Below are 12,929 nucleotides of genomic sequence, written 5' to 3'. Positions count from 1 at the left end.
CATTTTCAGGATTTTTTTTCTTCCTCTTTTTTCTTTGCATCCTTAAGCTTTTTCTTCCGATAGAGAAAATATGCAACAATGAGCACCAGTGGTAAAATGATGTATAAAACAATATTCTGCAAACTGAAATCGATTGGCTCGGGCTCATTTGGCGGGTAATGCTCGGGTGTTTGAGCAAATGCAGTTTGCACCAGTAAAAATACAAATCCAATATTTAGCAGTATTTTTTTCATTTTTTACTTTTTATTTACGTTCTACTTAAAAAAGCAAATGGAAGCTGCTATTGTTCAAAAAGTGGCAATGTGTTTGGGTATTGGGAAACTCTTCAAAAGGAGATTTTACAAATCCTCCTCCCACCTCTCAGAAGGATCTCTGGGAAGCGATACCGTTTTCCAGGAGAACTTCAGGATTTTGGGTTCGGCAAGCCGTTCAAAGTCTTCATAAGCCATCCTTATAATTTCGGTATGCGAACCGGCGTTGAATGCAATGTAATTATTCCCGCGAAAAACCTCGGCCACGTAAACCTCCATGTCGTAAAGGTGACCAAACGGCGGCATGGCACCAACTTCGCAATCCGGGAAATGGTATTTAAATTCGGCTTCAGAAGCCAATGTAACATTCTTACTACCAAATACTTCACTCAACAGCTTAAAATCGACCTGGTAAGACGCGGGTAAAACTGCCATTGCCATTTTCTCCCCAATTTTAATTATCACTGTCTTGGCAAATTCTTTTCCCGAAACATGAACAGACGAAGCAATTTCCTGTGCTGTGTAGGCACTCGAATGTTTTATGGAAACATATTTGACATTTTTTTCGTCAAGAAATGTTTTTAATTTTTTTACCGGCATATTTTTCTGTTTTATGGTTTATAAATTACTACAATTCGCTTTCAAATAGCCTGTTTAACTTCTGTTAACCGGGGATATATTCTACTGAATTTTATGAAAAATGTTTCATGAGCAGCAATTTAAAACTTACCCCGAAGGTAAAGGAAGAGGTGAATACTTGGAAATTAGATTGCTCCCCGTCATTTTTGGAAATGAGTCACACAAGCCGTAAATTTAATGCAATCTCAAAATTACTATTATGCAAGCCTGGGTAATTGATAAAATCAGCGATCTAACAAAAGAAAACAAAACACTTTCCCTAAAAAATTAACCAAAGCCCAAACCGAAAGATGGTGAGTTATTGATGGTGCAATAGGTTACCGGTCATTAGTTTTGTGTGGAGCAAATAACGGGGACACTATCGGCTTAACTGGTTGTGGTGCTTCGGCACATTTGGTGCTGAAACTTATAAAATACAAGTATCCTAAATCGAAAGTATATGTTTTTGCCCGGAACCCAAAAGAAAGGGAATTTGCCCGGGAACTGGGTGCTGACTGGGCTGGCGATTCTGCTGAACAACCACCGCAGCAATTGAATTGTATCATCGATACCACTCCGGTTTGGAAAACAGTACTTGCTGCACTTGAGTTTCTGAAACCGGGCGGCCGACTGGTAATCAATGCTATACGAAAAGAGAATATAGATGACCAGCATCTTAAAACATTTGATTATACCAAACATTTATGGATGGAAAAAGAGATAAAAAGTGTGGCCAATGTTACCGGCGACGATGTCAGAAATTTTCTGAAAACAGCTTCCGAAATTCCTATTAAACCGAATGTTACAACCTATCCGTTTGAAAAAGCAAACGAAGCCCTGCTCGATATCAAAAACCGGAAAATAAAAGGTGCCAAAGTGCTGAAAATTTAATCGCCCCGGGATTAAAAAATAAAGTCGATGGATTTCAGCCACGGATACGTTTATCCCCTGTTATTTCCCCAACAACTCCCTTTCTAAATTGTCAATTAGCATTTCCCGTTTATTGGCATCATATTTTGAGAAACCGCGATCGAAAAGAGTATAAGGAATATCAACTACTTTAGCTTTTTTCATGGCGACAACCGGTGTTCCGGTAATGTCTTCAAGTGCTGCTTTCAGTAAAGGTTCTGACTTGTCACCAAGGGGAACCGCATCAAAAAGTTCATCATCAACAGGGATGTCGGGAGAAAAACCATCTTTAAAATTAGTAACTCCCATGGAGTTGGCATAGCGCACAACTATTGGCTGAATTCCCCAGTTGTCGAATTCGTTGTAATAATCTTCGTTTTCGTAGTAAAAATCTGGTGTAACTGTTATTGATCCTGTGTATTTCCCATACGTAGAATTACCAATTGTAGTAACATCCATGTATGGTTCCAGTCCGGCGATTGTTAATTCAGAAGCAGAAGCTGTTCCACTGCCGGTTAAAAAATAAACTCTGTTTAAGCCCATTTTCACTGCTGTGGTGTCAACAAACGGAATCTCAAGCTGGTCTGTTATGTTTTTTGATTTCCAGTAGCTTTGGTATTTATCATTCCATTGAAAAGTAACCAGGGGTTCTTCCCCGTTTACTGTTGACAAGGGAGCAATTGAGCTGCAAAGATGCTGGGCTGCCGTGGTTACGCCTCCCGGGTTATAACGTAAATCGATAACCAAATCAGTAATTTGCTCGTCGAGGAAAAATTGCAATGCGGTATCGAGACTGCTGTTATATTCCGAAATGTATTGGGCATAAAAGAGGTATCCGATTTTGGAACCTTCGTGTTCTACGATATCGGTAATTACTACAGGATTCAGGTTCAAATCTTTTGAGCTCATGGATACGGTTTCTCCCGGGGAAATGCCTTGCTCACCCAGCACACCAAGCGTAACCGAAATACTGCTGCCGCTTAACAAATCCATGTAGTTTTCATCAGTTATTACACCGTTGTTGAGTTCCATTAAAATGTCGCCCCTTTTCAAACCTGCCTCAAATGCCGGAGTGTTGGGGTAAACATATTCAACTATTGCAAAATAATCACCTGTGTTTGAAAATGATCCGAACGCCAGTGAATACCCAAACGATTTTTCTTTCCCTTCAAAACTGTTGAGAAGTGCATCCACGTCGTCAGTAATATACGACCATTTATCCTCACTATAAATTAATTTCTCAAAATAGGCTTCCGGCTCAAATTCATACCGGATATCAATTTCGGGTATTTCATCGTACCAAAGGTAAACATCGTTCATTGCAGATTCAACAAACTCATTTATCTTTTGTGTCAATTCGGGTGCCTCCTGTTTATCCTCTTTATCGTTATCATCGCCGTTACCCGGGTCAGGAATCGGATCTTCTTTGCATCCTGCAACCACTGCCACAATTAGCAGTGCTAAAACCATCCATTTATTAATTGTTCTCATCCAACTTTTTTATTTCAATTTCACTACAAAAATAACAAATTATTTTACTGTTGTTTCATCATTTTTCTCCTTTGGATATTCTATTCTGACATGATAAATATTCATCAGTTTATTCAGCAACGTCTCTTTAATAATCTTAATATCCCTAAACGTTAAATCTGAGTCTTCCAGCTGCTTGTTCTTTATTTTCTGATCAACCATATTATTGACCAGTTCCTGGATATTTTCTTTTGTTTTTTCTTTTAAGCTGCGCGAGGCTGCCTCTATCCCGTCAACAATCATTACCACAGCTGCTTCTTTTGAGCGGGGAAGTGGACCGGGATAAATAAACGCGCCGTTGTCAACTTTTTTATCCGGATTTTCTTCCTGATGTTTCAGGTAAAAATACTGGGCTTTTGTGGTGCCGTGGTGGGTGGCAATAAACTCAACAAGCGACAACGGCAACTTGTGCTTTTTGGCCATTTTTACCCCTTTTTTAACATGGTCAATAATTATTTCGGCACTTTTCTGATAATTCATTTTATCGTGAGGATTAATTCCCACAACCTGGTTTTCAATAAAGAATTCGGGGGTGGCAATTTTTCCAATGTCGTGGTACAATGCGCCGGCGCGTATCAGAAATGGATTTCCGCCAATTTTCAGGATTATCTCTTCGCTTAAATTGGCAATTTGCATGGAATGTTGAAATGTACCGGGCGCTTCTTCGGCCATTTTCCGCAGCAGCGGCTGGTTGGTGTCAGCCAGTTCAATAAGTGTAACGTCGGATACAAAACCGAACATTTTCTCGAAAATAAAGATGAGTGGATAAACCAGCAAAAGAAGCACACTGCTGAGGGCAAACCACTGGAGCATTTTGAAATTGTACGATGCCAGGTTTCCTTCATAAATAACATGCAGGGCGGTATAAATAATTGCATAAGTTAGAAACACCCAAAAAGCTGCCATAACAAGATGAACCCTGCGGTGCATTTTGTTAAGGCTGAACACTGCAACTACACCGGCCGAAAACTGCATGAGCACAAACTCATAATTATTGGGAGCGTAAAAACCGGTGAGAATGGTTGCAATAAGCAGTGTGAAAATTGCGGTTCGCGAATCGAAAAATGTGCGGATTATGATGGGAAAAATGGCGAACGGAACAAGGTAAATGCTCAGGTTGGGAAAAGTGTTGATGAAATTGGTAAAAAATACAATGGTTACCAGAAACAACAACATGAATGATAGTTTGCTGAACTGGTGCAAAATATCGAGGCGGTATATGTACATAAACGTAAACAGCAGGCCCATGAAAAGCAAAACAAGCGAACCTTTTCCTATTTCCACCATGTAACTTTTTATGCCCTGCCCTTTTTCATTTTCATAGCTGGCTTCTAACGATTCCATAATCTGGAACTTTTCATCGTCAACAATTTCACCCTGAAGGATGATTCGTTCCCCGGTTTGCACCATTCCCCGGGTTGTCGAAATATTCCGGGTTACTTCTTCCATCTCCTTGCGGGTAGTGACCTCGTCGTACTCCAGGTTCGCAGAAATATACTGTTCTGTTTCCAGTTCGGTCAATTGCTCCGCCAATCCGGGATACTCATTTTCAAGCTGGCTTATTGTGTCCAGAATAGCATTATAAGCTGTCTTTTCAGAATGGATTTTTGACAATGGTGTTTTTACTACAAGATTACCCACCCGTTTTTTCAGTTCCTTTTCACCGGAAAGCACATTATAGGTTTCGGGAGCACGGGGCAAAATACCGGATGTATAAAAACTCTTTAAAGCATGGCTGAGTTTTAAAACAGCTTCGTCAAGGGTAGTGTCTCCCGGAGGAACAAGGGTCTGCCAGTTATTTTTTAATTTTTGGGTTTGAATTGAGACAAGTGTTGTATCGAACGAAAAATAGGGAACAACTGATTGAAGCTGTTCTTCTTTTTCACGGTTGATTTCTTCGTCGGTTTTTAGAATAGCAAAATCAAAAGGAGCTACCAGGTTTTCGTGTTTCCAAGGGAAACCTTTCTGGTATTCATATTTAAATTTCAGATCACCCGGCATGGCCAGGTAGAGCAAAACGGCTGTCATCACAAATACAAAAACCCAGTAAAATATTCGTGTGTAGCCTTTTAGTTTTTTTAAAAAATTATCCATTATCATAGTGTAATCTCTAAATGCATTAAAAAAGAACAACGCAATGTTTAAAAGTTAAAAATAACAATTTTGGAAGGTTTGATACCAACCCATTTTTTTTCATAGTTTTGTGTTCATTCATTAAAATGAGCGCAATTTAGTTTTTCAAAATAAAATTAAGAAATTAATTGAATGAACTACGGCATTTCCAGTTTAAGCCTTATTCCGGTAAGAAAAGATCCTTCCGAGAAAAGTGAAATGGTTACCCAGGTTTTATTTGGTGAACATTTTGAAATTAAAGAAGAGATGGTTGGATGGAGCTATGTTAATTTAGCATATGATGGTTATGAAGGCTGGATTGACAGCAAAATGATTACACCTCTCCCCTTGCGTTCGCTGAAAAAGCTGGAAAACCGGCCATTTGCCGTTTCGGGCGACATCATAAATGTAATTCCTGTTAACGAAGAACAAACCCTGATGCTGGTAGCCGGCAGCACACTCCCGGTTTGGAGGCCCTACCTGAAAGAATTTTCGGTGGGCAAAGACACTTACAAAACTTCCGGTGAGGTTTTTTACGGGAAACTGAAAAATCCCAGGGAAGTACTCATCCGGCAGGCACTGAAATATTTCAATGCACCATATTTGTGGGGCGGCCGCTCGCCTTTTGGGATCGACTGCAGTGGATTTACGCAAATAATTTACAAAATGGCAGGCGTGAAAATCCCGCGCGATGCCGGCGAGCAAGTAAAACTGGGCCGCGCCCTTAGCTTTGTTGATGAAGCCCAACCCGGCGACCTTGCCTTTTTCGACGACGAAGAAGGAAATATTGTGCATGTGGGCATAATCTGGAAACGTAATAAAATCATTCATGCTTCAGGGAAAGTGCGCATCGATAATGTGGATCAATTCGGTATTTTCAACATCGATTTGAAACGTTACACCCACAAAATGCGTGTAATGAAGAAAATAATTAATGCCGATGGAACGGATTGAGCTATTCATATACATTATCATTTTTGTTTTTGTAGTTTTCCTGATTATAAAATACTGGAAAACCGGAAGGAAAAATTAAAAATTAATATGTACAGTTACAAATATCCACGACCAGCATTAACGGTTGATGCAATCGTTTTTGTTAAGGATGAAAATGGCACGTCGGTTTTACTCATCGAGCGCGGGATTGAACCCTTTAAAGGACATTGGGCGCTCCCCGGTGGGTTTGTAAATATTGATGAACTGCTGGAAACGGCCTGCAAACGAGAGTTGAAGGAGGAAACCGGGCTGGAAGTGATGAGTATGGAGCAATTTAAAACCTACGATGCCATTAACCGCGATCCGAGGCACCGGACTATTTCTGTGATTTATTCAACTGAAATTTCCCAGAAAGCCAAAGTAAAAGGTAGCGACGATGCCGCTCATGCAAAATGGTTTCCTGTAAATAACCTTCCTGACATGGCTTTCGACCATTCAAAAATTTTAAGTGATTTTTTTAGCTGATACTATTTTCCAGAATGTTATAACTGTTGGGCCCTTCGTTAAACAACAAATCCAAAATGCTGAGATTGGGCACAAACCCAAATTTATCGGAAAAAACCTGCGTGTATTGTTTGGGGCTGAAACTCGCATCGGGCACAGTCTTTTGTTTTTTTGGTGAAAGCGCCTCCCGGAAATTCAGCGTATCTTCTGAAACCTTTTCAAAATCTTCGGTAAAATCCAAAGGAATATCCAACTCAAGTAATTCACATAATGTGTCAAGCACTTCCTGGTTTAAATCGAAAAGATATTTATGCCGTTTTGCAAAAAATGGGAAAATGTCGTCTTTGTAGAATTCGAAAAAAGGGGAAGAGTTATACGCTGAAAAGATAGTGCGCCAATGGTTACGCTGCCAGTCGGTATCGTACGAAATTTTCAAATCCCTGATTTTTATTTTCCTCCCGCGGCCTTTAACCACCGGAACCACCAGTGGAATAACTCCGTTGGCACCCATTATTTCACACCGGTTTCGGTAGGTTTGTTTGCTGAAATTTTCAAACTGCTCAATGTAAATTTTTTCAAACTGTAAAAACTTTGAAAAATACTGAACAGACGGGAAATAGGCCGTTGAAAGCAGTATGTTGTGTTTCGCGGTTGCCCCCATTACTGAATCACAATTTTTTCTGTTGCAGCCTGGCCGTTATTATCAACCAGTTTTAACAAGTACATCCCCGCATCAAGCTGCGAAACATCTATATGGATGACCTGCGCATTCAACTCATTTTTTGAAAGCACCAATTTCCCGGAAAGATTGTAAACCTGCAGACCGGAAACGGGGTCGGCTGCCTGAATGTTAACCTGCGAAGTGGCTGGATTGGGATATATTTTGTACCCGCTGTTTTCTGCCCATTCCGGAGATGCAGTAGAAGAACAGGTACCAATCATATTATTATCTAACCAGTTGAGGCGGGTAGTTATCCAGTTTTTTAATTTTTCAATTTCGCCTTCGTATGTAAGTGGTTGTTCGCCAATCTCGGAGGCACCCACATTTTTTCCAAGGATATCCCATTTTTGGAAATGCCGTTCCTGGGCATTTTCCACAAGCTGGTACATGGAGTCAATCATAGCAAAAATCCGCTCGTTCGACAAAACCGTGGCACGTTTTTCAAAATAGCGGCAGTTGGTTTGATTTTTAAATGCTTCGTCGTAAAAAAGCCGAATCATCCATCCCGGAGATTTCACCCCCGGGTTGCAGTTATTTACTTTGTACGACCAGCCGGAACCGTCAGTTGCTTTAAAAATGTAACATTCATTAATGTTTTTCCAGGCCCAGTCGAAGTCCCAAACAGGTCCGGCGGTAATTTTCCCGTTTTTATCTTTATGAAAGTAGCGGCTTTTTTTGAACCCATCATTATTGCGCGAAATTTCGCTTACAATGAAATAATCGATAAAACTTTCGGTATCGATGTAGTTTACGTAGCCGTTTACCGGATTGTCGAAGCCGGAACCGTATAAATTATTTTCAAACGCCGTAACATAGTTGCGAATGTAATTTTTTTGCTGACTGGTCAGCTCATCCCATTTGGGATCGTGGTAAACAAAGTGCACATTATAATCAGGATGATTCATGGGCGAATGCGGCGAAAGCCAGCTGTCGTATGATGTGTAGTAGTCAATTTTAAATATATATCCCCCTGTAAGTTCTTCGCCTGAATTGTCGTCTTCTTTAAGTTTCGCAATATCCACGCGGTCTTTGTCGCGTTTAATTTTTTCACCAAAAACGTAAATGCCCTGGTATTCATTGTTTACTATTACTTCAACCAAACGGGCACGTGGCGCATAATGGCCAAGACTTTCAAAAAGCCTGTAGCCCAAAATATTACGCATAAAAGTTTTGTCATTGTAGTTGGAGAGCAAAACCCAGTCATTTTCTTCGGGTAAGCCCAGCAACGGAATGTTCAGGTTATCTCCGTTAACGTCCCGGGTTTCAATTCCGTAAGGTGTTTGCGGGTAATGGATGGAGGATGATCCCCTTTTTTCGATACCAATATGCCCGTTATATTCATTTGGAAAATCAGTAAAACGGTTTTTCCCATTGCTGTTGTTGATGATTTTCATGCGGGCATATATTTTGGGCTCATCCGGAATGGTTTTCCCCTGGGTATCAATAATAACCAAGGGCAAATCAGTTGAAAAATTACTGATATTCTGAGCTTTTAACGACAAAATATGCAGTGCGAAAATCAGAAAAATGAGGATATATTTTACAAAGTGGCTGATCATCTAATCTCTATTTATTTACGGTTTAGTTATTAAAGGAATTTGTCTTTTTATTACTATTATGATTCAAAAATATAAAATTGGCGGCAGATTCAAAGCTTTTTAAAACGACTGGCCAAAATATAATTTTTATGGATGCAAATTGAATACAGTTTTGTGATTTCTTTTGAGACTCGCCGGGGTGTTTCAGCACTATTTGAAACCACCCGTGGTTGCCAAAAATTAGTTTGCATGCAGCAAAAAAAAGCCTCTTCGGAAAGAAGAAGCTTTAAAATATTGTTTTGTATTTTAGCTAATTGCCTACACAACATTTACCGCATCAACAATTTCCTGGCCTTTTTTAATGGCTTCCAGGTTGAGCGGAATTAATTTATGATAACGCTCCGGCAGCGATTTCTCCAGCCCTTTTTCAACGTTATCAATTTTTAAAATGGGTTTCACTTTCAGGTAGCTGCCAAAAACTATCATGTTAAACACTTTGGGATTGCCCATTTCAACGGCAGTTTTTGTCCCTTCTACTTTGTAAATATTAATGTCTTTCCGGGTTGGCGGATTTACAATACCGTTAGGATCGTAAAGTAATGTACCACCGGGTTTAACCGCTTTTTCGAACTTATCGAGGCTCTGCTGGTTCAGAATAATGGCAGTATCAAACTCGTGCAAAATGGGCGAACTGATGCGTTCATCGCTCACAATTACAGTTACATTGGCTGTGCCACCGCGCATTTCCGGCCCGTACGATGGGAACCACGTCACTTCTTTGTCTTCCATAATTCCGGAATAGGCCAAAATTTTACCCATTGAAAGTACACCCTGTCCGCCAAAACCGGCTATTATTAATTCTTCATTCATGATCCTTGATTTTAGTTGTTTGAAACGGGTTTGTCTTTTTCACTGTCTTTCATATCTCCTAATGGATAAAAAGGAAACATGTTTTCTTCCATCCATTCATTCGCCTTCACCGGGGTCATTTTCCAGCCCGAATTGCAGGTGGAAACCACTTCAACAAAAGAAGTCCCTTTTTTATCCAGCACATTTTTGATTCCTTTTTTCAGTGCCCGCTTGCATTTTCGTACTGCCGGTGCCGATTGTGCCGACTGGCGGGTTACGTAAGAAGTACCTGGAAGTTGTGCAACCAAATCGGTCATTTTCAACGGGTATCCGTTTAACTCCGTATCACGCCCACACGGCGTGGTTGAAGTGACCATTCTCTCGATGGTAGTCGGAGCCATCTGGCCGCCGGTCATTCCATAAATACCGTTATTGATAAAAACGACCAGTATATTTTCGCCACGGTTGCAGGCATGGATAATTTCGGCTGCTCCAATCGATGCCAAATCGCCATCGCCCTGGTAGGTAAAAACAAACTTTTCAGGATTAATTCGTACAATTCCTGTTGCCACTGCCGGAGCACGGCCGTGGGCTGCTTCCTGCCAGTCGATATCAATATAATTGTATGCAAAAACTGCACACCCTACCGGGGCAACCCCAATGGCTTTTTCCTGAAGTCCCATTTCATCAATGAGCTCGGCCATTAATTTGTGAACAACTCCGTGGGTACATCCCGGACAATAGTGCATCACATTATCCGTTAGCAATTCCGTTTTCCCGTAAACCTGATTTTCAGGTTTTATAATTTCTTTCACATCCATAACCTACTCCTTTAAAAAATTTTGTTCCAAAGCATCCACCACTTCACCGGGTGTGGGAATAATACCCCCCATCCGTCCGAAAAACTCAACACGCCGTGTACAACCTGCCTCATGAACTGCAAGTTTAATATCTTCAACCATTTGACCGGCATTCATTTCAACCGAAAGAAAACCTTTAACTTTTGGGGCCAGTTCACCAATTATATTTTTCGGGAAAGGAAACAAACTAATGGGCCTGAGCAGTCCCACTTTCAATCCCTTTTCGCGAGCAATTTCCACCGATTTCTGGCAAACGCGGGCAGAAGTACCAAAAGCAACCAAAACGTATTCAGCATCTTCAATTTGAAAAGTTTCGTAACGCTGTTCTTCAGCTTCCATTTGGCGGTATTTTTTCTGAAAGCGCTGATTATTAGCTTCCATCTTTTCAGAATCGAGCTCGAGCGACGTAATCACATTGCGCTCTCGTGAAGATGGTTTGCCGGTAGTTGCCCAACTCCCCCACTTCTCAATTACTTCTTCGTCGGTCCAGCGCTTTTTGTAATCTGACAGTTCCACCTTTTCCATCATCTGGCCAATGGCGCCATCGGTTAAAATCATAGCCGGGTTACGGTATTTAAAAGCCAGTTCAAAAGCCAAATCAACAAAGTCGTTCATTTCCTGAACCGACGACGGAGCCAGCACAATCATTTTGTAATCGCCATGGCCTCCCCCCTTCACGGCCTGTGAATAGTCGGCCTGCGAGGGCTGGATCGTTCCGAGTCCCGGGCCACCACGCTGCACATTTATTACAAGGCAGGGCAACTCAGCTCCGGCAATGTATGAAATACCTTCGGCCATTAAACTAATTCCCGGGCTGGAAGAAGATGTCAACACTTTTTTACCTGTTGCTGCAGCGCCGTAAAGCATATTAATTGCAGCCACTTCACTTTCGGCCTGCAGTACTTTCATGCCGGTTTCGTTCCAGGGCTCACGAAACATTAACATTTCCATCACTTCCGACTGAGGTGTAATGGGATAGCCAAAATAACCGTCGCAACCACAGCGGATTGCGGCTTCAGCCAGCACCTCATTCCCCTTCATTAACCTTAAATCTCCCATTGTCTATATTTTTCTGATTTATACTTTCACTCTGTAAACTGTAATGCAGGTATCGGGGCAAACCACCCCGCAATTTGCACATCCTGTACAAACATCCGGGTTTTCCATAAATGCATAGTGATACCCTTTGCTGTTCACTTCTTTGTGTAATGACAGCACATCTTCCGGACAGGTTTCCACACACAGTTCACAACCCTTGCATGCTTCAATGTCAACTACTACTGCTCCTTTAACCTTTGCCATATTGTATTTATATTTTATGCTAAAATTAAAAACCTTTTATTTCTAAAAAGACCAAAAAAATCAGGTTCTGCTAGAAATATTGAGAGTGATTAAAATCTTTAAGCTGAACCAATAAAAAACTAACAAATCAACAGTTAATTACTTTTCATGCATTAAAAACAAAACTCAGCGTCAAAACTATTTTTTACATGATGAAAAAAATGCAACTATTGTTGCTTATTTGGCAGCCACTTAAATTTTGTAAAGAAACCGGGTAAGAATATTCCGGTGAATGCCCAGATAGGAAGCAATATGCTGCCGTTGAAGCTTTTTCCCCAACTCGGGGTATTCTTCAAAAAATTTACGAATACGTTGTTCTGCATTTAACGATTGAAATGAATGCACCCTGTCCATGGCTTGAATATAACTTTCTTCGGCAAGGATACGGACCGTGCGCTCAAATTTGGGGTTATGATCGAGCAGGTATTTAAACTCGTCTTTTTCAATGCAAATCAATTCTGAATCTTCGTAGGCACGAATTGATTCAGTTGAATTTTTCCCGGCATAAAAGCCACGGTGGTTACTCACAATAAAATTATTGGGAGGGAAAAAAAACCTGGAGATCCATTCGGTACCGTTGTCTGAAACGTAGGTGGAATAAAGCAGCCCGTCAATCAATATCCCGATTTTTTTTGTTTTCTCTCCATAGTCGATGAAAGTCTCACTTTTTTTCAGTTCTACCGGTTTGTTTTTCAGGTCGAATTGGTTTATCAATTCAAGTGTCAATTTATACCGGGATATTATTTTGTTTTGATCCACGTTG

At 40.7% G+C, this 12,929-nt stretch carries 14 protein-coding genes; 3 read left to right on the top strand and 11 right to left on the bottom strand.

Going from position 1 to position 12,929, the window contains the following annotated elements; all coding sequences use genetic code 11:
- Positions 1-5 precede the first annotated feature (5 nt).
- Positions 6-233 carry a hypothetical protein gene (locus tag BUC07_RS12395; protein ID WP_073169909.1) on the bottom strand — a complete coding sequence of 76 codons (228 nt, stop codon included), beginning with the start codon at positions 231-233 and terminating at the stop codon, positions 6-8.
- Between the two features lie 105 nt (positions 234-338).
- Positions 339-851, bottom strand: a complete 513-nt coding sequence (locus BUC07_RS12390) for an aminoacyl-tRNA deacylase (RefSeq protein WP_073169907.1) — start codon at positions 849-851, stop codon at positions 339-341.
- A 372-nt stretch (positions 852-1,223) separates the two neighbouring features.
- Here BUC07_RS12390 and BUC07_RS12385 point away from each other — a divergent pair, with 372 nt between their 5' ends.
- Positions 1,224-1,760 carry a zinc-binding dehydrogenase gene (locus BUC07_RS12385; protein WP_217652691.1) on the top strand — a complete coding sequence of 179 codons (537 nt, stop codon included), beginning with the start codon at positions 1,224-1,226 and terminating at the stop codon, positions 1,758-1,760.
- A gap of 60 nt (positions 1,761-1,820) precedes the next feature.
- On the opposite strand, the gene BUC07_RS12380 is transcribed toward BUC07_RS12385, so the two are convergent.
- Positions 1,821-3,269: a S41 family peptidase gene (locus BUC07_RS12380; protein WP_073169903.1), complete on the bottom strand. Its 1,449-nt coding sequence runs from the start codon at positions 3,267-3,269 to the stop codon at positions 1,821-1,823.
- Between the two features lie 39 nt (positions 3,270-3,308).
- Positions 3,309-5,402, bottom strand: a complete 2,094-nt coding sequence (locus tag BUC07_RS12375) for an HD family phosphohydrolase (protein ID WP_073169901.1) — start codon at positions 5,400-5,402, stop codon at positions 3,309-3,311.
- Positions 5,403-5,573: 171 nt separating this feature from the next.
- Here BUC07_RS12375 and BUC07_RS12370 point away from each other — a divergent pair, with 171 nt between their 5' ends.
- Entirely contained in the window at positions 5,574-6,374 is an 801-nt protein-coding gene (locus tag BUC07_RS12370; protein WP_073169899.1) for a C40 family peptidase, read from the top strand.
- Between the two features lie 87 nt (positions 6,375-6,461).
- Positions 6,462-6,878 carry an NUDIX domain-containing protein gene (locus tag BUC07_RS12365; RefSeq protein ID WP_073169897.1) on the top strand — a complete coding sequence of 139 codons (417 nt, stop codon included), beginning with the start codon at positions 6,462-6,464 and terminating at the stop codon, positions 6,876-6,878.
- On the opposite strand, the gene BUC07_RS12360 is transcribed toward BUC07_RS12365, so the two are convergent.
- From BUC07_RS12360 to BUC07_RS12330, 7 genes are all read right to left on the bottom strand, one after another.
- The gene (locus BUC07_RS12360; protein WP_073169895.1) at positions 6,871-7,518 is read right to left on the bottom strand and encodes a WbqC family protein; all 648 of its coding nucleotides are present in this window, start codon (positions 7,516-7,518) and stop codon (positions 6,871-6,873) included. The genes BUC07_RS12365 and BUC07_RS12360 overlap by 8 nt on opposite strands.
- Positions 7,518-9,137, bottom strand: a complete 1,620-nt coding sequence (locus tag BUC07_RS12355; protein WP_073169893.1) for a CotH family protein — start codon at positions 9,135-9,137, stop codon at positions 7,518-7,520. Before BUC07_RS12355 ends, BUC07_RS12360 begins: the two co-directional genes overlap by 1 nt.
- A gap of 297 nt (positions 9,138-9,434) precedes the next feature.
- Positions 9,435-9,986, bottom strand: a complete 552-nt coding sequence (locus BUC07_RS12350) for a 2-oxoacid:acceptor oxidoreductase family protein (RefSeq protein WP_073169891.1) — start codon at positions 9,984-9,986, stop codon at positions 9,435-9,437.
- An 11-nt stretch (positions 9,987-9,997) separates the two neighbouring features.
- Positions 9,998-10,786 carry a thiamine pyrophosphate-dependent enzyme gene (locus BUC07_RS12345; RefSeq protein ID WP_073169888.1) on the bottom strand — a complete coding sequence of 263 codons (789 nt, stop codon included), beginning with the start codon at positions 10,784-10,786 and terminating at the stop codon, positions 9,998-10,000.
- A gap of 3 nt (positions 10,787-10,789) precedes the next feature.
- Complete coding sequence (locus BUC07_RS12340; protein WP_073169886.1) at positions 10,790-11,884, bottom strand: 3-methyl-2-oxobutanoate dehydrogenase subunit VorB; 1,095 nt, start codon at positions 11,882-11,884, stop codon at positions 10,790-10,792.
- An 18-nt stretch (positions 11,885-11,902) separates the two neighbouring features.
- Complete coding sequence (locus tag BUC07_RS12335; protein WP_073169884.1) at positions 11,903-12,127, bottom strand: 4Fe-4S dicluster domain-containing protein; 225 nt, start codon at positions 12,125-12,127, stop codon at positions 11,903-11,905.
- A gap of 231 nt (positions 12,128-12,358) precedes the next feature.
- Positions 12,359-12,925, bottom strand: coding sequence for a Crp/Fnr family transcriptional regulator (locus tag BUC07_RS12330; RefSeq protein ID WP_073169882.1), 567 nt, complete (start codon positions 12,923-12,925; stop codon positions 12,359-12,361).
- Positions 12,926-12,929: the final 4 nt, after the last annotated feature.

The sequence above is a fragment of the Tangfeifania diversioriginum genome, assembly GCF_900141875.1.
Taxonomy (GTDB): Bacteria; Bacteroidota; Bacteroidia; order Bacteroidales; family Prolixibacteraceae; genus Tangfeifania; species Tangfeifania diversioriginum.
This window is presented reverse-complemented; position numbering and strand designations above follow the sequence as displayed.

Excerpts from the sequence above, each read along its gene's own strand:
- BUC07_RS12345 (WP_073169888.1), bottom strand. The coding sequence starts at position 10,786 with ATGGATGTGAAAGAAATTATAAAACCTGAAAATCAGGTTTACGGGAAA.
- BUC07_RS12355 (WP_073169893.1), bottom strand. The coding sequence starts at position 9,137 with ATGATCAGCCACTTTGTAAAATATATCCTCATTTTTCTGATTTTCGCA.
- BUC07_RS12390 (WP_073169907.1), bottom strand. The coding sequence starts at position 851 with ATGCCGGTAAAAAAATTAAAAACATTTCTTGACGAAAAAAATGTCAAA.
- BUC07_RS12370 (WP_073169899.1), top strand. The coding sequence starts at position 5,574 with ATGAACTACGGCATTTCCAGTTTAAGCCTTATTCCGGTAAGAAAAGAT.
- BUC07_RS12335 (WP_073169884.1), bottom strand. The coding sequence starts at position 12,127 with ATGGCAAAGGTTAAAGGAGCAGTAGTAGTTGACATTGAAGCATGCAAG.
- BUC07_RS12350 (WP_073169891.1), bottom strand. The coding sequence starts at position 9,986 with ATGAATGAAGAATTAATAATAGCCGGTTTTGGCGGACAGGGTGTACTT.
- BUC07_RS12395 (WP_073169909.1), bottom strand. The coding sequence starts at position 233 with ATGAAAAAAATACTGCTAAATATTGGATTTGTATTTTTACTGGTGCAA.
- BUC07_RS12375 (WP_073169901.1), bottom strand. The coding sequence starts at position 5,402 with ATGGATAATTTTTTAAAAAAACTAAAAGGCTACACACGAATATTTTAC.
- BUC07_RS12380 (WP_073169903.1), bottom strand. The coding sequence starts at position 3,269 with ATGAGAACAATTAATAAATGGATGGTTTTAGCACTGCTAATTGTGGCA.
- BUC07_RS12365 (WP_073169897.1), top strand. The coding sequence starts at position 6,462 with ATGTACAGTTACAAATATCCACGACCAGCATTAACGGTTGATGCAATC.
- BUC07_RS12360 (WP_073169895.1), bottom strand. The coding sequence starts at position 7,518 with ATGGGGGCAACCGCGAAACACAACATACTGCTTTCAACGGCCTATTTC.
- BUC07_RS12340 (WP_073169886.1), bottom strand. The coding sequence starts at position 11,884 with ATGGGAGATTTAAGGTTAATGAAGGGGAATGAGGTGCTGGCTGAAGCC.